The 18,311-nt window shown below is 72.4% G+C and carries 16 protein-coding genes; 6 read left to right on the forward strand and 10 right to left on the reverse strand.

Annotated elements, in window-relative coordinates; translation table 11 throughout:
• Position 1 precedes the first annotated feature (1 nt).
• The 6 genes from GWK15_RS10770 to GWK15_RS10795 form a co-directional block, all read right to left on the reverse strand.
• Positions 2 to 523 carry a peroxiredoxin-like family protein gene (locus tag GWK15_RS10770; RefSeq protein ID WP_209442112.1) on the reverse strand — a complete coding sequence of 174 codons (522 nt, stop codon included), beginning with the start codon at positions 521 to 523 and terminating at the stop codon, positions 2 to 4.
• Positions 524 to 536: 13 nt separating this feature from the next.
• Positions 537 to 1,223 carry a glutathione S-transferase family protein gene (locus GWK15_RS10775; RefSeq protein WP_168041277.1) on the reverse strand — a complete coding sequence of 229 codons (687 nt, stop codon included), beginning with the start codon at positions 1,221 to 1,223 and terminating at the stop codon, positions 537 to 539.
• Positions 1,223 to 1,933 carry a glutathione binding-like protein gene (locus GWK15_RS10780; RefSeq protein ID WP_168041278.1) on the reverse strand — a complete coding sequence of 237 codons (711 nt, stop codon included), beginning with the start codon at positions 1,931 to 1,933 and terminating at the stop codon, positions 1,223 to 1,225. Before GWK15_RS10780 ends, GWK15_RS10775 begins: the two co-directional genes overlap by 1 nt.
• Complete coding sequence (locus GWK15_RS10785) at positions 1,930 to 2,529, reverse strand: TetR family transcriptional regulator C-terminal domain-containing protein (protein WP_168041279.1); 600 nt, start codon at positions 2,527 to 2,529, stop codon at positions 1,930 to 1,932. Before GWK15_RS10785 ends, GWK15_RS10780 begins: the two co-directional genes overlap by 4 nt.
• A 69-nt stretch (positions 2,530 to 2,598) precedes the next feature.
• Positions 2,599 to 3,846 (reverse strand): CaiB/BaiF CoA transferase family protein, encoded by a 1,248-nt coding sequence (locus GWK15_RS10790; protein ID WP_168041280.1) that lies wholly within the window; start codon positions 3,844 to 3,846, stop codon positions 2,599 to 2,601.
• A gap of 8 nt (positions 3,847 to 3,854) precedes the next feature.
• A complete protein-coding gene (locus tag GWK15_RS10795; RefSeq protein ID WP_168041281.1) occupies positions 3,855 to 4,823 on the reverse strand; it encodes a Bug family tripartite tricarboxylate transporter substrate binding protein in 969 nt (322 codons plus the stop codon).
• 131 nt (positions 4,824 to 4,954) lie between these two features.
• Between GWK15_RS10795 and GWK15_RS10800 the strand changes: the two genes are divergently transcribed.
• Both GWK15_RS10800 and GWK15_RS10805 read left to right on the forward strand, forming a co-directional pair.
• Positions 4,955 to 5,434, forward strand: coding sequence for a hypothetical protein (locus GWK15_RS10800; protein WP_168041282.1), 480 nt, complete (start codon positions 4,955 to 4,957; stop codon positions 5,432 to 5,434).
• Positions 5,435 to 5,537: 103 nt separating this feature from the next.
• Positions 5,538 to 6,104, forward strand: coding sequence for a hypothetical protein (locus tag GWK15_RS10805; RefSeq protein ID WP_168041283.1), 567 nt, complete (start codon positions 5,538 to 5,540; stop codon positions 6,102 to 6,104).
• Positions 6,105 to 6,209: 105 nt separating this feature from the next.
• Here the strand turns inward: GWK15_RS10805 and bcp are convergent, their stop codons facing one another.
• Together bcp and GWK15_RS10815 are read right to left on the reverse strand one after the other, a co-directional pair.
• Positions 6,210 to 6,677, reverse strand: coding sequence for a thioredoxin-dependent thiol peroxidase (bcp, locus tag GWK15_RS10810; protein WP_168041284.1), 468 nt, complete (start codon positions 6,675 to 6,677; stop codon positions 6,210 to 6,212).
• Entirely contained in the window at positions 6,674 to 9,664 is a 2,991-nt protein-coding gene (locus GWK15_RS10815; protein ID WP_168041285.1) for a bifunctional [glutamine synthetase] adenylyltransferase/[glutamine synthetase]-adenylyl-L-tyrosine phosphorylase, read from the reverse strand. Before GWK15_RS10815 ends, bcp begins: the two co-directional genes overlap by 4 nt.
• A gap of 50 nt (positions 9,665 to 9,714) precedes the next feature.
• Here GWK15_RS10815 and GWK15_RS10820 point away from each other — a divergent pair, with 50 nt between their 5' ends.
• The 3 genes from GWK15_RS10820 (at position 9,715) to GWK15_RS10830 (ending at position 14,620) form a co-directional block, all read left to right on the forward strand.
• The gene (locus tag GWK15_RS10820; RefSeq protein ID WP_168041286.1) at positions 9,715 to 12,879 is read left to right on the forward strand and encodes an AsmA-like C-terminal region-containing protein; all 3,165 of its coding nucleotides are present in this window, start codon (positions 9,715 to 9,717) and stop codon (positions 12,877 to 12,879) included.
• A 56-nt stretch (positions 12,880 to 12,935) separates the two neighbouring features.
• Entirely contained in the window at positions 12,936 to 14,237 is a 1,302-nt protein-coding gene (locus tag GWK15_RS10825) for an aspartate aminotransferase family protein (RefSeq protein WP_168041287.1), read from the forward strand.
• 71 nt (positions 14,238 to 14,308) lie between these two features.
• A complete protein-coding gene (locus GWK15_RS10830) occupies positions 14,309 to 14,620 on the forward strand; it encodes a chorismate mutase (RefSeq protein ID WP_168041288.1) in 312 nt (103 codons plus the stop codon).
• Between the two features lie 29 nt (positions 14,621 to 14,649).
• Here the strand turns inward: GWK15_RS10830 and upp are convergent, their stop codons facing one another.
• A complete protein-coding gene (gene upp / locus GWK15_RS10835; protein ID WP_168041289.1) occupies positions 14,650 to 15,282 on the reverse strand; it encodes a uracil phosphoribosyltransferase in 633 nt (210 codons plus the stop codon).
• Positions 15,283 to 15,432: 150 nt separating this feature from the next.
• Here upp and GWK15_RS10840 point away from each other — a divergent pair, with 150 nt between their 5' ends.
• Complete coding sequence (locus tag GWK15_RS10840) at positions 15,433 to 16,674, forward strand: nucleotide sugar dehydrogenase (protein WP_168041290.1); 1,242 nt, start codon at positions 15,433 to 15,435, stop codon at positions 16,672 to 16,674.
• Positions 16,675 to 16,684: 10 nt separating this feature from the next.
• Here GWK15_RS10840 and GWK15_RS10845 read toward each other — a convergent pair whose 3' ends face one another.
• Positions 16,685 to 18,310: a caspase family protein gene (locus tag GWK15_RS10845; protein ID WP_168041291.1), complete on the reverse strand. Its 1,626-nt coding sequence runs from the start codon at positions 18,308 to 18,310 to the stop codon at positions 16,685 to 16,687.
• Position 18,311 lies beyond the last annotated feature (1 nt).

Here is an 18,311-nt window from a genome sequence, read left to right on the forward strand (position 1 = left end):
TTCAGGCGTGGGTGCCGCGGATCGGGTAGTTCATCTCCTGGATCCGCTTCGCCCCGCGCGCGATGGCGGCGAGGTCGGGTCGCGCGAAGGGCGCGTTCGATATGTCCACGATCTGGACCCTGCCGTCGGGGTTGATGAGGAACAGCCCCGGCTCCGCGAAGGGCCGGTCGGTTTCCTGCGGCGAACGCGGATCCGAGACATAGAGCCCGAGCGCCTGCATCTGCGCGACGCCCAGCCCGTAGCCAACCGGGAAGCGCCAGCCGAACTGGGCGACGTCGGCCGCCGCCTTCTCCTCCGAATCGGCGGAGACGGCCATCACCTGCACACCGGCCTCGGCGAAGGTGTCGATGAGGCCGTCGAGCGTGGTGAGGTAGGGCTTGCACAGCGGGCAATGCTTGCCGCGATAGACGACGAGCAAGCGCCAGCCCTCCATCGCGCCGGGCGCGACTTCGCCACCACCGAGGCGCGGCACGCTGATTGCGGGGAAGGCCGCCCCCGCGGCGATCTTGTTGGCCATGGTCATGGTGGCTTCCGTGTCAGGCGCCGAAGCAGGGTGCGCGGCGGGCCATGCCGCCATGGAGGTCGAGCATCCGTTCGCGCCAGGCGCACAGCGTGTCGTCGAGTTCCAGCACCCGCAGCGGGCTGACGCTGCGGGCCCACATGAAGCCGCCGAAGACGATGAAGTCGGCGTAGTCCGGCGCCGCGCCGCCGAGGAAGTCGCGCCCCTTCAGCGCCTGGCGCAGCGGCTGCAGCGTCGCGCGGAAGGCCGGCAGGCGCGCCTCGCGGTCGGCCGTCACTTCCGCGAGCGGCATGCCGAAGCGCTTCTCGCGGCTTTCGATGAAATAGGCGCGCTCCTCGCCGAGCAGGGGCGGGATGTCCGAGACGATCAGCCGGACGAGCCCCGCCTGCAGCACGGTGTCGTTCCATGCCGCGACGAAAAGATAGGGCGCCGGCGCGCCGTGCAGCAGCGACGGCGCCTCCGGATACGCCTCGTCGAGATACTGCGCGATGGCCCAGGAATCCGGGACCGTACGCTCGCCATCGACCAGCACGGGCACCTTGTCGTGGCCGGCGAAGGCGAGGCGATCGGTCTCGGTGAATCGCCAGGGCACGCTCTCGAAGTCGAGGCCCTTGTGGGCCAGCGCCATGCGCGCGCGCCAGCAGAAGGGCGAGAAGACCCGCGCCGGATCGCTGCCGCAGAGCTCGAAAAGCTGCCGCGCCATCAGCGGGCCCCCACCGTCGCGGCGGTCTGGCCGAACAGCAGCGCGACGGAGGCGGCGCTGACGGTCGGCGCGCTGTTCACCTCCTTCGCACGGGCATAGGCGCGCTCGGTCGCCGGGCGGGCGCGGATCGCCTCGAACCAGCGCTTCAGATGGGGGAAGTCCTCGAGCTTCTGGCCCTGGCGCTCATGCGGGACGATCCAGGGATAGGTCGCCATGTCGGCGATCGTGTAGTCCTCCCCGGCCATGAAGGCGCGGTCCGCGAGGCGCTTGTTCAGCACGCCGTAGAGCCGGTTGGTCTCGTTGACGTACCGGTTGATCGCGTAGGGGATCTTCTCCGGCGCGTACTGGGAGAAGTGGTGGTTCTGCCCCGCCATCGGGCCGAGCCCGCCCATCTGCCAGAACAGCCATTGCAGCACCTCGGCGCGCGCATGGACCTGCGCGGCTGCGGGGATGAAGCGGCCGATCTTGTCGGCGAGGTAGAGCAGGATCGCCCCGCTCTCGAACAGGGCGACCGGGGCGGACCCGTCGGCCGGCGCGTGGTCGACGATCGCGGGAATGCGGTTGTTCGGCGCGATGGCGAGGAAGTCCGGCTTGAACTGGTCGCCGGTCGAGATGTTCACCGGGATGATGCGGTAGGGCAGCCCCGCTTCCTCGAGGAACATCGTCACCTTGTGGCCGTTCGGCGTGGTCCAGTAGTGCAGGTCGATCACGGGGCGGTCTCCGCAGCGGGGGGATCGAGAAGGGTCAGGGCCTGGCGCACGGCGCCGCGCAGCAACGCGGGCTCGGGCCGCGCGCGCGCCAGGACGCGCAGCCCCATCACGGTGGTCAGGAACAGGCGGGCGAGGTCGCGGGGCCGCGCGCGGCGCGCGATCGTCCCGTCCTGCTGGCCGCGTTCCACGCAGCGGTGGAAGAAGGCCTCGAGCTCCCCGAGGCGCTCGGCGACGACGGCGCCGACCTCCTCGTCATGCGGCGCGACCTCGAGCGCGGTGTTCACCAGCATGCAGCCGCGGCGATCGATCAGGGATCGCTCGGCGCTTTCCTCGAGAAAGGCCTCGATGGCGCGGCGCGGCGGATTGGCCGCCTCGTGCCGCGCGATGCGCTCGCGCATGTTGGCATCGAGGTAGCGGTCGAGGCAGCGGGTGAAGAGCGCCCGCTTGTCGCCGAAGGCGTTGTAGAGGCTCGCCGCGCCGAGCCCCATGCAGGTGCCGAGGTCGCGCACCGAGGTCGCGGCGTAGCCGTGTTCCCAGAAGCGGATGGTCGCGGCCTCGAGGGCGGCGTCCTCGTCGAAGGTGCGCGGGCGGGACACGGAGCGGCTCCATGCATTCTGTATCGTGCGATACAGAATTTATGGAGCGATCGCTCCAATAGCAAGCCCCTATTCGGCGGCCTGCTTCGCCGCGGCTTCCCGCACCACGCCGAGGCCGCGCAGGCGGGCGAGTTCCGCCGCGCCGAGCACGGGGGCGAGGATCTCGTCATTGTGCTCGCCGATGCGCGGCGCCGGGCGCGCCAGCACGCCGGGCGTGCCCGACAGCCGCGGCACCAGCCCGTGCATCGGCAGCCAGCCGCCGGGCATGTCGGCGTCGGGCACCTCGATCAGCGCCTCGCGCTCGATCGCGTAGGGATCCTTCTCGAGCATGGCGGTGTCCATGATCGGGCCGATCGTCACGCCGGCCTTGTCGAAATGCGCGAGGTTCTCCTCGAGCGTCCGCTCGCCGATCCAGCCGCCGATGATGGCGTCGAGTTCCTGCCAGTGCTGCAGCCGTGCCGGATTGTTGGCGAAGCGCGGGTCGGCGATCATGTCCTCCCGCCCGATGGAGCGGAACAGCTTCTCCGTCATGCCCTGGGTCGAGGCCGAGAGGCACACCCAGCCGCCATCCTTGGTGCGGTAGGCGTTGCGCGGGGAAGTGTTGGTCGAGCGGCTGCCGGTGCGCGGCTTGCGCTTCTGGGTAATGCGCCAGTTCGCGACCTGCGGTTCGAGCACGCTGAACAGCGGCTCGAAGAGCGAGACGTCGAGCACCTGGCCGCCGCCGCCCGCTTCCGCATGACGCAGCGCGATCATCGCGACCGAGGCGCCGTAGAGGCCCGCATAGGCATCGCCCATGAACATCGGCGGCAGCACCGGCTCGCGGTCGTCGAAGCCGTTGACGGCCGCGAAGCCGGAATAGCCCTCGACCAGCGTGCCGAAGCCGGGCTTGTGCTGGAACGGCCCGTCCTGGCCCCAGCCCGAGATGCGCACGATCACCAGGGCGGGATTGATTTCCAGCAGCACCGAAGGCGGCAGGCCCATCGCCTCGAGCACGCCGGGGCGGAAGGATTCAACGAAGATCGCGGCGTCCTTCACCAGCGCCTTGACCACCGCGATGCCCTCGGCGCGCTTCAGATCCAGCGCGACCGACTTCTTGTTGCGGCAGATGGTCTTCCAGGATGTCTCGACGCCGCCGACGCGCCAGGCGCGCAGCGTGTCGCCCTCGGGCGGTTCGACCTTCACCACCTCGGCCCCGTGGTCCGAGAAGACCTTGGTCAGCACGTTGCCGGCGACGAGGCGCGAGAGGTCCACCACCCGCACGCCGTCCATGGCGCCGCGCGCGGCGGGGTCGAAGTGCTTGCGGTGGATGCCGGTCATGGCGGTCCTCAGTCGATGCGGATGTTCGCGAGCTGTGCGACCTCGCGCCAGCGGGCGATGTCGGCGCGCAGCATGGCGGTGAATTCCGCGGGCGTCGCGGGGGAGGGGCGGGCGCCCTCGCCCTGGTAGAGCCGCGCCATGTCAGGGTCGCGCAGGGCAGCGTTGGCCTCGGCGTTCAGCCTTTCGAGCAACGGCGCCGGCAGACCGTGCGGCGCGAAGAGGCCCCACCAGATCGAGATGTCGTAGTCGAGCCCGCTCTCGGTCACGAGCGGCGCGGGCGGCGAGCCCTCCGGGATGCCCTGCGCGCTGTAGGCCAGGAGCCGCACGCGCCCGTCCCGCACCACGCCCGCCGCGCTCGGCAGCGTCGTGATCATCAGCTGGATGTGGCCCGCGACGAGGTCCGTCACGGCCGGGCCGGTGCCGCGATAGGGCACGTGGTTCATCTGCACGCCGGCGCGCTGGCAGAAGTATTCCGTGACGAAGTGGTTGATGCCGCCGGGCCCCGAGGTGCCGTAGTCGATCCGCCCGGGACGTTCCTTCGCGAGGTTCACGAGGTCCCGCACGCTGCGCGCCGGCAGGTCGTTGTTGACGATGACGATGAAGGGCGAGCGCCCCAGCCAGGCGACCGGCGTGAAGTTCTCGAGCACCCCCCAGGGCACGCGCTGGGAGACGGAGGTGGTCGCGAAGGAGGAGGAGGAGACCATCAGCGTGTAGCCGTCCGCAGCGGTCTGGGCGACTGAGGTCGCGCCGATCGCCCCGCCGGCGCCAGGCCGGTTCTCGATGATCACCGGCTGGCCGAGCCGCTGCTGCAGCCGTTCGGCGAGCGGGCGGGCCACCACGTCGTTCGACCCGCCGGGCGGGAAGGGCACCACGATCTTCACCGGCCGGTTTGGCCAGGCGCCCTGTGCGCGCACCGCCGGCGCGGCGAGCACAAAGCCCGCCGCCAGCGCCGCGCGGCGTCCCGTCATCATGGTCATGGTCGTCACTCCCGGTCGTTTCCTGGCGCGAGTGTCGCCCAACCCGCAACGCGCCGGAAGCCGGGGACGTCAGCGCTGCGTTAACCCGCGCCTGTCACATCGCTGGGGCAGACCAGGAGGGTCCGCCGCCGATGGAGTCGGACAGGCCGTTCCGGGAATGGCCGCTGGAACAACTGGCCGAACAGGCCATGCTGCATCGCGCCGATGCACGGGTGCTGGCCGGCCTCGCCGCGGAGGCCGCCCGCCGCCCCGGCGTGCGCGCCAAGGCCGTCCATGCCCGCATCCGCCAGATGCAGGACGGGGCAGGCCCATTGGCCGGCGCAGGCGTGCCCGAGCTGCGGGAGATGCTCGCCGCCGCGGCCGGGGAGATCGCCCGGCTGCGCGCGCGCCTTGCCGCTGTGACGGCCGAGGAGGCGGGGGCGGGGCCACATCGCCGCGTCTACCTCACCCCCGATGCCCCGGCCTGGCTGATTGCGGAAGTGCGTCGCGCCTTCCGCAGGCGCTACCATCCCGATTCGCAGCCCGACCCATCGCGCAGGACGCGGGCAGAAGAGGTGTTTAAGCGCGCAGAAGCAGTGTTCATGGCAATTGAGCGCACGAAACAGTTGTAATTGCTGGAATCGATTCGCTGGCTCGCGCAACCGCGAGTTTCTTGAACTGAGACGTAAGCCCGGTTACGTTCGAATTTCGAGAGCGGGGACCAGAATAGACCCCATGGCGGCAGGAACAATTCCGCTTCCAAACCGGAAGTCGATCCAGAGCTGGCCTTCGGCCCGGCTGCTGGAACTCGCCGAGGCGCATGTCGGCGATCGCGACCTGTTGGAATTCATCCAGGTCGAGCTTAAGCGCCGTGACGTCGAGGTCGCGCACGCCGCGGCCCAGCGCGTCGCGGACCTGCTGAGCCGCGGCGTCGCGCCGGCTGCCGCCGCAGCGCCCGCGGACGACGAGGACGAGGACGCTCTCGCCCAGCGCGACCTCCGGATCGGCGCCCTGAAGGCGCGCATCGAGGCACTTGAGCAGCGCGTGCGCGAATCGGAGATGCGGGCGACCGCGGCGGAGCGGGCGCTGTCGATGGAATCGCTCCCCGCGCGCGGCGGCGGACTGCTGCGCCGGGTCCATCTGGCGGATACCGCGCCGGCCTGGCTGATCGACGCGGCGCGCCGCGCCTTCCGCCTGCGTTTCCACCCCGACCGCTTCGCCGACCCGCTGATGAAGTCGCGGGCCGAGGAAACCTTCAAGGAAGCCGAGGAAGTCTTCCGCCAGATCTCCGGCGGAAGCTGACCGGCTGCACGGGGCGGATCCCGACCGGGTTGGTTTGCCCGGCCGGGATGCCAGCGCGCCGGGAGAACGCGCCGTCGCCCTGCGCCAGTCCGGCCGTGACCGGCTTCAAAGCGCCGCGGCCGCCTCGAGCACCTGGGCCGCATGGGCCTCGGGCTTCACCTTGCGCCAGACCTTCACGATCTTGCCGTCGGCGCCGACCAGGAAGCTGCTCCGCTCCATGCCCATGTAGGTCTTGCCGTACATCGACTTCTCGACCCACACGCCATAGGCCTCGGCGACCTTGTGGTCCTCGTCAGAGGCGAGCGGGAATTCGAGGCCGAATTTCTGGGCGAACTTGTCGATCGGCGGGATCGGGTCCGGGCTGACGCCGATCACCTCGAGCCCCAGCTTGCCGAGCTGCGGCAGGGCCTCCTGCACGCCGCAGGCCTGCTTGGTGCAGCCCGGCGTATTTGCCTTCGGGTAGAAATACAGCAGGTAGGGCTTGCCCTTCAGCGCGGCGGAGGAGACCTCCCGCCCGCCCGAGGCCTTCATCTTGAACGCGGGCGCCTTCTTGCCCTCGGCCAGTTCGGTCATTCGCGATCCCCGTTGATGTCGGGGCGGCCGAGGCGCCGTTCGAACACCGCGCGGACCTCGTTCGCCCGCCGGGCGATCTGTGCCTGGAGTGCCGGAAGGTCAACCGGCGCCTCGTCGGGCGTGAGGCGGCGGCAGACATTCAGCAGGGCGGCGGCGACGCTGTCGGGCAGCACTTCCTCCTTCCAGCGGCCCACGGTCAGGCGCAGCAGGCCGCTCACGGTCCGCCAGAGCCGCTCGGCGCCGATCAGGCGGGCGGCCTCCTCCGCGTCCAGCACCCCGGCCTCGGCGAGGCGCGCCAGGGCGAGGCGCGTCGTCGTCGCGAGCACGCCCGGATGCTGCCGGACATGGGCGATCTGCAGGGCCTGGGCGACGAATTCCACCTCGACCAGCCCGCCGCGGCCGAGCTTCAGGTCCCACGGCCCGTCGGGCGGCAGGTCCCGCAGCATCCGCGCGCGCATCGCGACCGCGTCGGGGATCGCCTTTTCCGCCGCGTCCGGGCGCAGCAGGGCGGCGCGGATCGCCGCCTCGATCTTGCGTTTGAGGCCGGGCGGGCCGGCGACGACCCGCGCGCGGGTCAGCGCCATGCGCTCCCAGGTCCAGGATTCCTCGGCGTGGTAGCGCTGGAAGGAGGAGAGCGAGACGGCGACCGGCCCCTTCGAGCCCGAGGGCCGCAGCCGCATGTCGACCTCGTAGAGCCGCCCTTCCGCCCCCGGCGCGTTGATCGCGCCGATCACCTGGTGCGCGAGGCGCGCGAAGTATTGGCTGACCGGCAGCGGGCGGGGGGCTGGCTGGCCGCGCTTCGCCTTGCCTTCGCTCATCTCCGCCTCGGCGGCGTGGTCGTAGATGAGGACCAGGTCCAGGTCCGATCCGGGCAGCATCTCCCGCCCGCCGAGCTTGCCGAGCGCAACCACGGCGAGAGCACCGCCCTTGACCTTCCCGTGCCGCTCCGCGAAGGCAGCGGTGACATGGGGCAGCAGGGAGGAAATGGCGGCGTCGGCCAGCGCGGAGCGCGCCTCGCCCGCCACATCCACGTCGATCGACCCTTCCAGGGTCGCGGCGTCGATCTCGAACTTGCCTTCCTGGACCAGGCGCCGGGCGGCCTCGAAGGCTTCCTCGATGTGCCGCGCGTCCTTCAGCTGGGCGGGCAGGGTCTGCGCGGCGTTGCCGATCGTCCCGCCGGCGCCGACCAGCAGCCCCTCCAGCGCCGCCGTGTGGCTCGCCAGGAAGTCGGCGAGCTGCGGCGCGGCGCCGAGGATGCCGGCCAGCCGGTCGAGCAGCGCCGGGTTGCGCGACAGCAGGCTGAGCACCTGCACGCCGGCCGCGAGCCGGCCCAGCACCCCGTCGAGGCGAGCGAGCGCCGCATCAGGGTCGCGCTGCTTCGCGAAGGCGCCGAGCAGGGCGGGCATCAGGGCGGTGAGGATCTCGCGCGCCCGTTCGCTGCGCGTCGCGCGGGTGTGGCCATGGTGCCAGCCGCGGACCAGCGCCGCGACGCCCGAGGGGTTCATGTAGCCCATGGACCGCAGCGTCGCGATCGTCGCCGGGTCGTCCTCGACGCCGGTGAACACCAGGCTGCCCTTGGTCTCCTCCGAGGCGAGCGTCGGCTCGGCCTCGAACATCCGGCCGTAATGGCGCTCGACCTTGACCATGTGGCCGGTGAAGGCAGCACGGAAGGCCTCCGGATCCTTGAAGCCGAGGAAGGAGGCGATGCGCGCCACGCCCTCGGCGTCTTCCGGCATGCGGTGGGTCTGCCGGTCGGCGACCATCTGCAGCCGGTGCTCGAGGTTGCGCAGGAAGACATAGGCGTCGGCGAGGTCGGCCGCCGCCCGCCGGTCGATCTTGCCCGCCGCGGCGAGGGAGGAGAGCGCGCCGAGCGTCGTCGGGTCGCGCAGCCCGGGATCGCGCCCGCCCCAGATCAGCTGCAACACCTGGGCGGTGAACTCGATCTCGCGGATGCCGCCGCGACCGAGCTTCACGTCATGGCCCTCGACCTGCACGGTGTCGTGGGCGCCCTTGGTCCCCTTGTGGGCGTGGATCTGGCGCTTGATCGAATGGATGTCGGCGACGGCGGCGAAATCGAGGTGGCGGCGCCAGACGAAGGGGCGGATCTCGCGCAGGAAGGATTCGCCCGCGGCACGGTCGCCCGCCACCGGGCGCGCCTTGATCATGGCGGCGCGTTCCCAGTTCTGGCCCATGCTCTCGTAGTAGGTGATGGCCGCCGGGATGGAGACCGCGAGCGGCGTCGCGGCCGGGTCGGGGCGGAGCCTGAGGTCGGTGCGGAAGACGTAGCCCTCCGCCGTGCGTTCCTCGAGCAGCCGCACCAGGTCGCGGGCGATCCGGACATAGACCGCCTGGGCCTGGTCGGCGTGGTAGGCTGCCGCCGACGGCTCGAACAGCACCATGAGGTCCACATCGGACGAGTAGTTCAGTTCCCGCCCGCCGAGCTTGCCCATGCCGAGCACGACGAGGCCGGAATTCCGCCCGACGATGCGCGGATCCGCCCGGCTGGCGCCGGAAAGCCGGAGTTCGCCCCGTTCCGCCGCATGGCGCAGCAGGTGGGCGCAGGAGGCATCGATCGAGGCCTCGGCGAGGTCCGACAGCGCCCCGGTCACCCGGTCGAGCGGCCAGAGCCCGGTGATGTCCCCGAAGGCCGCGGCGAGCGCCCCCTGCCGCTTGGCCTGGCGCAGCAGCGTCGCCAGCGCGGGGCGGGGCGTGGCGGGATCGATGCGCCCGAGCGGATCGACGGCGCGGGCGAAGGCCTCGTCCGGCCCCCGTTCGGCCATCAGGAGCAGCGTCGCCGACTCCCGTGCCGCGAGGTCCGCGAGGTAGGGGCTGTGCCCCCCGAGCGCCTCCAGCAGCGCGGCCCCGGCCGGGGTCGCGGCGAAGGCGGCCTCCGCGGCGCCGCGTTCGGCAAAGGTGTCCCGCGCCGCGGTGGCCGCGGCGGGATCGAAGGGGCGGGGCAGGCGCTCGGGCGCGAAACAGGCCGGCATGATGGGGCAGGGAAGCGGTGAGGCGCGCCGCCGGTCAAGCCGGGCGCTATGTGAGCCGCTGCCTGCGGCTCATCCTCGCGGGCACCGTGCTGGCGGCGGCGGGGGTGACCGCGCTGGCTTGGCGGCTCGAACAGGGTCCCATGCCCATCCCCTGGCTGGCCAAGCGGGCCGAGGCGGTGCTCAACGCCGCCGGCGGCCCGACGCGGCTCGAGATCGGGGGCGCCTCGGTCACCTGGGCCGGCTGGCGGGAGGGGCACCGCTCGCCCCTCGGGCTTTTCCTCGAGCAGGTCCGGGCGGTCGAGCCGGACGGCGCGGTCCGGGCGGAACTGCCCGATGCCATGATCTCGCTCTCGGTGACGTCGCTGCTGCGCGGGCAGGTCGCGCTGCGCGCGCTCGAATTGCGGGGACTCGAGCTGCGCGCCATCCGCGCGGCCGATGGCGGCTTCCGGCTCGACCTCGGCACCCTCGGCGGGCAGGGCGGCGCGGCGGCGGAGAGCCCGCCCGCGGCCGAGGGCGACGGCATCCTGCTCGAGATGCTGGCGGACCTGATGCAGCCGCCGACCGAGGGCTCGCCGCTCGGGGCGCTGCAGTCGCTCCGGCTGCTCGATGCGCGGCTGACCGTCGCCGATGCGCAGCTCGGCCGGTCCTGGAGCGCCGAACTCGGCCGCCTCTCGATGACCCGGCGCCAGGGGGGCGGCGTCGACCTGGCCGGCACCGGCGACTTCGCCCTGGGCGGCGAGACCGTGCCGCTGCGCATCGGCGGGATGCTGGAAGGCGCGGCCTTCCGGGGGACCGCGGCGCTGACGCTGCCGTCGATCCGACCGGCGGCCCTGGCGCGGGCGGCGCCAGTGCTGGGCGCCCTCGCGGCGCTCGACGCGCAGGCCTCGGTGACGCTCGCCGTGCGGATCGAGGGGCTGCGCATTCCATCCGAGGCCGAGGCGCGGCTGCGGGTCGGGCCGGGCGTGATCGACCTCGGCGCACGCGGCCGCGTCCCGTTGCAGGCGCTGGAGGCGGACGCCGGCCTGGCCGATGGACGGCTGCGCCTGTCGAGCGTCGTGCTGCGCACCGCCCCGCCGCCGGGTGCCGCGGCACGGGCGCCGACCATCACCGGCCAGGCGGAAGCGCGACAGACGGATGCCGGCTGGCAGGCCGAGGCGACCCTTCGCGTCGACGAGGTCGCCTTCGCCGACCTGGGCCATTACTGGCCGTCGGGGATCGCCCACGGCGCGCGGGAATGGATCACCGAGAACATCACCGCCGGGCGGGTGCGCGGCGGCGAATGGCGCATCGGCCTGGAGGGGGACCCGGCGGGCGGGCGGGTGGCCGTCACCGCCCTCGAGGGCAGCGCGACCGCCGAGGATGCCGAGGTCCACTGGCTGCGGCCGATCCCACCGGCGCAGCATGTGCGCGGCGTCGCGCGCTTCGGGCGCGAGGCGATCGAGCTCGAGGTCGGCGGCGGGCGGCAGGCCGGCGGCGCGATCGGCGTGCGCGACGGGCGCATCCGCTTCGCCTTCGACACCGAGCCCGAATCGGCCGAGATCACCTTGCAGCTCGACGGGTCGCTGCCCGATGTCTGGACGCTGCTGAAGCACCCGCGGCTGCATCTGTTCGACACCCGCCCGCCGCCGGTGCCCGCGATCTTCGGGACGCTGCGGGAAGCCCGGCTGCAGATCGCCTTCCCGCTGATCTCGGAGCTGCCGGTCGAACGCCTGCGCGTCAGCGCGACCGGCCGGGCGAGCGAGGTGCGCGTGCCGCGCGCCCTGCTGGGCAAGGACCTCGAGCGCGGGGTCTTCGAGTTCTCCGCCGACACCGAGGGGCTGCGGATCAACGGCACCGGCGTGCTCGCAGGCATTCCGCTGCGCATCCAGCAGGAAGCCGATTTCCGCCCCGGCAACGCGAACCAGGTGGTGGCGCGGGAGGTCGTGACGGGCCGCGCCGATGCGCGGCAGATCGCGGGGCTGGGCCTCGACCCGCGGCCCTTCGTCGAAGGCCAGGTCGGCATCGATTCGCGCAGCGAGACGCGTCGCAACGGGCAGACCCGCGTCCGGCTGCGCACCGACTTCACCCAGTCGCGCCTGGCCGTCGACGCGCTGTCCTGGGCCAAGCCGCCGGGCGTGACCTCGGCAGGCGAGGCGATGCTGATCCTGCAGAACGGCACGCTGCAGCGCATCGAGGGCATCCGCGTCACCGCCCCCGATGCGCTGCTGCGCGGCACGGCGGGCGAGACGCGCGACAACATCCCCGGCCGGATCGAGATCCAGCAGGCGCAGTTCGGCCGCAACCGCATGACAGGGGAGATCTTTCCGCCGCGCTCGGGCTCGGCCGGCTGGCAACTGGCGCTGCGTGGGCCGGTGCTGGACCTGGCGCCGGTGCTGGCCGCGCCGGCGCCGCCGCCGGCCACCGCGGGAGAGGAGGGCGGCGGGCAGAGCGTCTCCGTCGAGGCCCGCTTCGATCGGATGCTGCTGCGCGAGGATCGCGCGCTGACCGGCGTTTCCGCCTCGGCCCGCGTCAACGGCCAGGGCGTGGTGAACGCGGCGGAGGTGCGCGGCCGTGTCGATGGCGGTGGGACCTTCGAGATGCGCATCGCGCCCGAGGGCGGCGGCCGGCGCTTCCTGCTGACCAGCGAGGATGGCGGCGCCCTGCTGCGCGCCTTCGGCGTGCTGCGCACCGTCCAGGGTGGGCGGCTGACGGTCGATGCCACCTACCCGCATTCGCGCGCCGGCGCGCCGCTGACCGGCGCGGCGGAGCTTGAGAACTTCGCGGTGCGCGACGCGCCGGCGCTCGCGAAGCTGCTGCAGGCCATGACGGTCTATGGCGTGTTCGAGGCGCTGTCGGCCCAGGGCCTCACCTTCGCCTCCCTGACCGCGCCCTTCACGCTGACGCGGGAATCGCTGGTGCTGAACGATGCGCGGGCCTTCTCGGTCTCGCTCGGCATCACCGCCAAGGGGCGCATCGACCGGATGCGCGAGACGATCGACATGGAGGGCACCATCGTGCCGGCCTATGTCTTCAACTCGCTGCTCGGGCGCATCCCGATCCTGGGGCGGGTGTTCAGCCCCGAGCGCGGCGGCGGGCTGTTCGCCGCGACCTATCGGATGCGCGGGCCGCTCTCGGATCCGAACATCACGGTCAATCCGCTCGCCGCGCTGACGCCGGGCTTCCTGCGCGGCGTCTTCGGGCTGGGGCAGGAAGGCGCGCCGACGACGCCGCGATAGGGTGACGCGCCGCCGCTTGCGTCCTAGCCTGCCCCGCGGATCGCAAGGAGCAGCCCATGACCGGCATCGCGAAGAGCCCCGAGGAACTCGCGCTGATGGAGGCCGCGAAGCGCGTGCTGCCCGCGGGCGGCTTCGGCAACTTCCCCGCCGACATCGTGATCCGTTCCGGCAAGGGCGGCCACGTGCAGGACGTCTCGGGCAACGACTACATCGACTACCTGCTCGGGTCCGGGCCGATGTTCATCGGCCACGACCATCCGGCGGTGACCGAGGCGGTGCTCGAGCAGATCCCGAAGGGCACCACCTTCTTCGCCAACAATGAGCACGGCATCCGCCTCGCCGAGGCGATCGTGGACGCGGTGCCCTGCGCCGAGCAGGTGCGCTTCCTCACCTCCGGCACCGAGGCCGATTTCTACGCCATGCGCCTCGCGCGCGCCTATCGAGGCCGCCCGAAGATCGTGAAGTTCGAGGGCGGCTACCACGGCATGTCCGACTGGGCGCTGATGAGCCTCGCACCCAAGCGCCTTGCCAACTTCCCCGAGGCGGTACCCGACAGCCCGGGCATCCCCGACGCGCTGCGCAACCAGGTGCTGGTCGCCCCCTACAACGATATCGAGGCCGCGGTGCGGCTGATCGAGGCGCACCAGGACGAGATCGGCGGCGTCATCATGGAGCCGCTGCAGCGGCTGATCCCGCCCAAGCCCGGCTTCCTGCAGGCGGTGCGCGAGGTGACCGCGCGGCTCGGCATCCCGCTGATCTTCGACGAGGTGGTGACCGGCTTCCGCTTCGCCTATGGCGGCGCGCAGGAATACTACGGCGTGACGCCGGACATCTGCACCATGGGCAAGATCGTGGGCGGCGGCTTCCCGCTGTCGGCCATCGGCGGCAAGCGCGAGATCATGGCCCTGTTCGACAAGGCGGCGGTCGGCGAGGAGCGGTTCCTCACGCAGATCGGCACGCTGTCGGGCAATCCGGTCGCCGCCGTCGCGGGGCTCGCGACGCTCGAGGTACTGCGCGAGCCTGGCACCTACGAGAAGGTCTTCGCCACCGGCCGTTCCCTGATGGACGGCATCGCGACGCTGATCGCGGAGGCCGGCATCCCGGCGCAATGCGTGGGCGAGCCGGTGCTGTTCGACGTCGTCTATGCCGAGGGCGACCTGCGTGACTACCGCAGCATGCTGCGCCAGGACGCGGCCATGCAGAAGCACGTCAACACCGTGCTGCGCGCCCGCGGCATCCTGAAGGGGGACAGCAAGTACTACGTCTCGACCGCGCATACCGCGGCCGACATCGCGCAGACCCTCGACGCCTTCCGCGCGGCGCTCGCGAGCCTGCCGGCGACGCGCAAGGTCGCCTGACGTCTTGACGGAAGGGCCCGCGCGCTTCAGCAGGCCCTTCCCAGACGAGACGCCACACGGGGGAGACGGCCATGGCGGACAGCCAGGACGCGGCGCGGCAGGAACTGCTCGCGATGCGCAAGACCATCGACAACATCGACGCGGCGATGATCCATATGCTCGCCGAGCGCTTCCGCTGCACCCAGCGGGTCGGCGCGCTGAAGGCGAAGCACGACATGCCGCCCGCCGACCCGAAGCGGGAGGAGCAGCAGGTCGCCCGCCTGCGCGCCCTCGCGAAGGAAGCCGACCTCGATCCCGAATTCGCCGAGAAGTACCTCGCCTTCGTGATCCGCGAGGTGATCCGCCATCACGAGGCCTTCGCGCGCACCCGGCACGAGGGCTGACGCCCGGGCCAGCCTTCAGGAACGCCCCGTCACTTCGTCCCCCACATCCGGTCCCCCGCGTCGCCGAGGCCGGGCCGGATGTAGCTGTGGTCGTCGAGCTGCCGGTCGATCGCCGCGGTCCAGACCGGCACGTCCGGGTGATGGGCGTGGAAATGCGCGAGGCCCTCGGGCACCGCGAGCAGGCTGACGAAGCGGATGTCCCTGCACCCGCGCGCCTTGAAGCGGTCCACGGCCGCGACGGCGGAATGGCCGGTCGCGAACATCGGGTCGAGGATCAGCACCAGGCGTTCGGCGACGTCCGGCGGTGCCTTGAAATAGTATTCGACCGCCTGCAGCGTCGCCGGGTCGCGGTAGAGCCCGACATGCGCGACGCGCGCCGCCGGCACCAGCGCCAGCATCCCGTCCAGCATGCCGAGCCCGGCGCGCAGCACCGGCGCCAGCACGAGTTTCCGCCCCGCGATGCGCGGTGCCATCATCGGTTCGAGCGGCGTCGAGATCGGCGTCTGCTCGAGCGGCAGGTCCCGCGTCACCTCGTAGCAGAGCAGCATCGAGATCTCGCCCAGCAGGCGGCGGAAATCGCCCGAGGGGCAGGAGGCCTCCCGCATCAGGGTCAGCTTGTGCTGCACCAGCGGGTGGGTGACGTGGTGGACCTGTCCCGTCATGCGCCGATGCGACCCCTTCTGCGCGGTTCGACCGGACGCCGACGCGCCCGCCGGACGTCTTTCGCGCAAAGCCGGGCGGCCCGCCAGGGGCGGCGAAGGAAGAAACCAATAAGTTGAAATTTAAATCTTACAATTTTACTGTGGCGGGCAATGCCCGATACCGGTCTCCTGCCCGAAGCACTGTTCCAGCCGGCCGACCAGGCCGGGCGCGTCGTCGTCATCGGGCTCGGCTATGTCGGGCGGCCGCTGGCGCTGGAAGCGGCGGCGAGCGGCTTCGAGGTGACGGGCTTCGACCTCGACCCGGCCGCCGTGGCCGCCTGCCGGGGCTCGATCCGCGCCACCTGCCGCGCCCAGGACCTGCCGCCGGCCTCGACCTGGCTGATCTGCGTGCCGACGCCCCTCGATGCCGAGGGGCGGCCCGACCTGTCCGCCGTCGCCGCGGCGCTCGAAACCTGCCGCGCCCATGCGCCGGAGGGCGCGCTGGTCTGCCTGGTCTCGACCTGCCAGCCCGGCGCGACCAACGGGCTGTGCCGCCGCATCCTCGAACGCTATGGGCGGGAGGTCGGGCGCGACATCTTCCTCGCCGTCTCGCCGGAACGCGAGAACCCGGGCGATCCGATGGGCGGGCCGCGGCGTATCCGCCGCCTGCTCGGCGCGCCGGACCCGGTCTCGCTGGCCCGGGCGCGGGCCTTCTGGGAACGGGTGACGGACCGCGTCATCACCGTCTCGGCGCCCGAAGTGGCGGAATGCGCGAAGCTGCTCGAGAACACCTATCGCCTGGTGAACGTCGCGCTGATGGACGAGCTCCATCGCGCCTTCGCCGCCTTCGGGGTCGCGACGCGGGAGGTGGTGGCGGCGGCCGCCACCAAGCCCTTCGGCTTCCAGCCCTTCTGGCCGGGGCTCGGGGCCGGTGGGCACTGCATCCCGGTCGACCCGGCCTACCTCCAGATGGAGGCACGGCGGGCCGGGGCGGCATCCTCGCTGCTCGACGCGGCGCTCGCGGCGAACCGGGGGCGGCCGGCGCGGGTGCTCGGCGCGGTGGTGCAGGCGATGGATGGGCGGCTCGCCGGGCGGCGCATCCGCGTGGCGGGCGTGACCTACAAGCCCGGCGTGGCGGACCTGCGCGGCGCCGCGCCGGTCGCGCTGCTGCAGGGGCTCTCGGCCTGCGGGGCGGATGTGTCCTGGTGCGACCCGCTGGTTAGCGACGTGCCGGAGGACCTCGCCCGCTGGCCGCGGGCCGCGACCTTCGCCGAGGGCGCGCCCGAGGCGATCGTGCTCGGCACGCCGCACCGCGACTTCGACCTCGCACGCCTGGCTGGGGCCGCGCCGATGGTCTTCGATCCCTTCGGCGTACTGCCGCAGGACCCCGAGGGCCGCGTGCGCGTCGTGTGATCCGCGACGGTCAGCGCGGCGGGGCGGTCAGCCGCGAGGGCAGGACAACGGTGTTCCCCACCGCATAGACGACGCAGGTGCCGACCAGCCTTTCGCGCTGCGCCATCGTCCGGCAGGCGGCGAGCGCCTTCTGCGCGGCATCCTGGTCGTCCCGCGCGCCGGTCGCGACGGCAACGCGCCCCTGCGGATGCAACGCCATCGCCTTGGCGCCGGGCTGCGACGCATAGGTCATGACCTCGGACATCTCGGGGCGGCGGCGGGCGGCGATGGCCGGCACGCGCTCGGGGTCGTAGGCGCCGGCATACTGCAGGCGTGACATGTCGCGCCGGCGGGTCGCGAGTTCCGGCGGCACGACCGTGTCGTTCACCGCGACCAGGATGCAGGGCGTGCCGAAGGTCAGCTGGCAGCGTTCGAGCATCACCACCTCGGCGTCCTCGGCGGTCGCGAAGCCCTGGACGCGGAAGGCGGTCGCGCGTTCGGGGTTCACCGCCAGCGCGCGGTTCCCCGGGGAGGCGAGGTAGCCATCCGCCGTCGTGCGCGCATTGGCAGGCGACAGGTTCGGGATGCGGGGCGCGAGCGCCGCGCTGGTCAGCCGCGGCGCCGCGGCGGCGACCGGTTCGGCCGGGCGGGGCTGCGGTGCGACGGGCGCGACCGGCGCAACCGCCGCGGCGACGGCGGGGGCCGGCTCCATCACCTGCAGCCGCGCGCGCGCGAGCGGGGCGAAGGTGCCGTTGGGGAAGCGCTCGAGATAGGCGCGGTAGTCCGCGACCGTGTTGCCCGCGCGCACCGTCTCCCAGAACAGCAGCTCGGCGCGGTCGTCGCGCGGCGTGGCGGGGGCGGGCGGGGCCGGCGTCGCAGGCACGTTGATGGCCGCGGGGACGAAGTAGAAGGCGCCCTCCATCGCCGAGTGTTCCCAGGGCACCTGGCGGCCGCCGGTCGCCTCGCGCACCTCGCGCCGCACCTCGGCCATCATGGCCCGCAATTCGAGGCCGGGGGTCGCGATCTTGCGCAGCAGGGCGGCGGTGAAGGGACTGTTCTGGCCGGCGCCGTCCTCGGCGACCTCGCCCGGCGCGGTGGCGAAGGCGATCAGCGTGCCGACCGCGGCGCGCACCGGCGTCAGCCCCGGCCCCGTGGCGATGCCGCGCGTCGCGCTGGCAAGTCGCAGCCGGAAGGGATTGTCGCGGCAGCCATCGAGCAGGACGATCGACACCCGCGCGCTTTCGAGCTGCGCGAGGATGCTGTCGAGCTCCAGCGCCTCGAAGCGCAGGTCGCGGTCGGTGCGGATGTCGGTCGAGACCGGCAGCAGCCAGTTCCGCCCGCCGTATTCCAGCGCATGGCCGGCGTAGAAGAACAGCGCGGCCTCGGCGCCCACGGCCCGCTGGCCGAGCCGCCGGACGGCCTGTTCCATCGCCAGCCGGTCGGGGTCGATCACCAGGTCGGTCTCGAAGCCCATGCCGCGCAGCAGTTCGGCCAGCGCGCGCGCATCGTTGGGCGGGTTGGCGAGCGGCGGGATGGCGCGATAGGCGCCGACGCCCATCACGAGGGCCACGCGCGCGCCCGGCTGCGCGGCGGCCGGTGCGGCAAGCACCAGCAGCGCGGCGAGGGCGACGATCAGGTGGCGCAGGCAGCCTCGCATG

The organism is Neoroseomonas oryzicola (assembly GCF_012163135.1).
GTDB lineage: Bacteria > Pseudomonadota > Alphaproteobacteria > Acetobacterales > Acetobacteraceae > Neoroseomonas > Neoroseomonas oryzicola.

Coding starts and splice junctions, on each gene's coding strand:
- GWK15_RS10770 (WP_209442112.1), bottom strand. CDS start 523: ATGACCATGGCCAACAAGATCGCCGCGGGGGCGGCCTTCCCCGCAATC.
- GWK15_RS10775 (WP_168041277.1), bottom strand. CDS start 1,223: ATGGCGCGGCAGCTTTTCGAGCTCTGCGGCAGCGATCCGGCGCGGGTC.
- GWK15_RS10790 (WP_168041280.1), bottom strand. CDS start 3,846: ATGACCGGCATCCACCGCAAGCACTTCGACCCCGCCGCGCGCGGCGCC.
- GWK15_RS10795 (WP_168041281.1), bottom strand. CDS start 4,823: ATGACCATGATGACGGGACGCCGCGCGGCGCTGGCGGCGGGCTTTGTG.
- GWK15_RS10800 (WP_168041282.1), top strand. CDS start 4,955: ATGGAGTCGGACAGGCCGTTCCGGGAATGGCCGCTGGAACAACTGGCC.
- GWK15_RS10805 (WP_168041283.1), top strand. CDS start 5,538: ATGGCGGCAGGAACAATTCCGCTTCCAAACCGGAAGTCGATCCAGAGC.
- bcp (WP_168041284.1), bottom strand. CDS start 6,677: ATGACCGAACTGGCCGAGGGCAAGAAGGCGCCCGCGTTCAAGATGAAG.
- GWK15_RS10815 (WP_168041285.1), bottom strand. CDS start 9,664: ATGCCGGCCTGTTTCGCGCCCGAGCGCCTGCCCCGCCCCTTCGATCCC.
- GWK15_RS10825 (WP_168041287.1), top strand. CDS start 12,936: ATGACCGGCATCGCGAAGAGCCCCGAGGAACTCGCGCTGATGGAGGCC.
- GWK15_RS10830 (WP_168041288.1), top strand. CDS start 14,309: ATGGCGGACAGCCAGGACGCGGCGCGGCAGGAACTGCTCGCGATGCGC.
- upp (WP_168041289.1), bottom strand. CDS start 15,282: ATGACGGGACAGGTCCACCACGTCACCCACCCGCTGGTGCAGCACAAG.
- GWK15_RS10840 (WP_168041290.1), top strand. CDS start 15,433: ATGCCCGATACCGGTCTCCTGCCCGAAGCACTGTTCCAGCCGGCCGAC.
- GWK15_RS10845 (WP_168041291.1), bottom strand. CDS start 18,310: ATGCGAGGCTGCCTGCGCCACCTGATCGTCGCCCTCGCCGCGCTGCTG.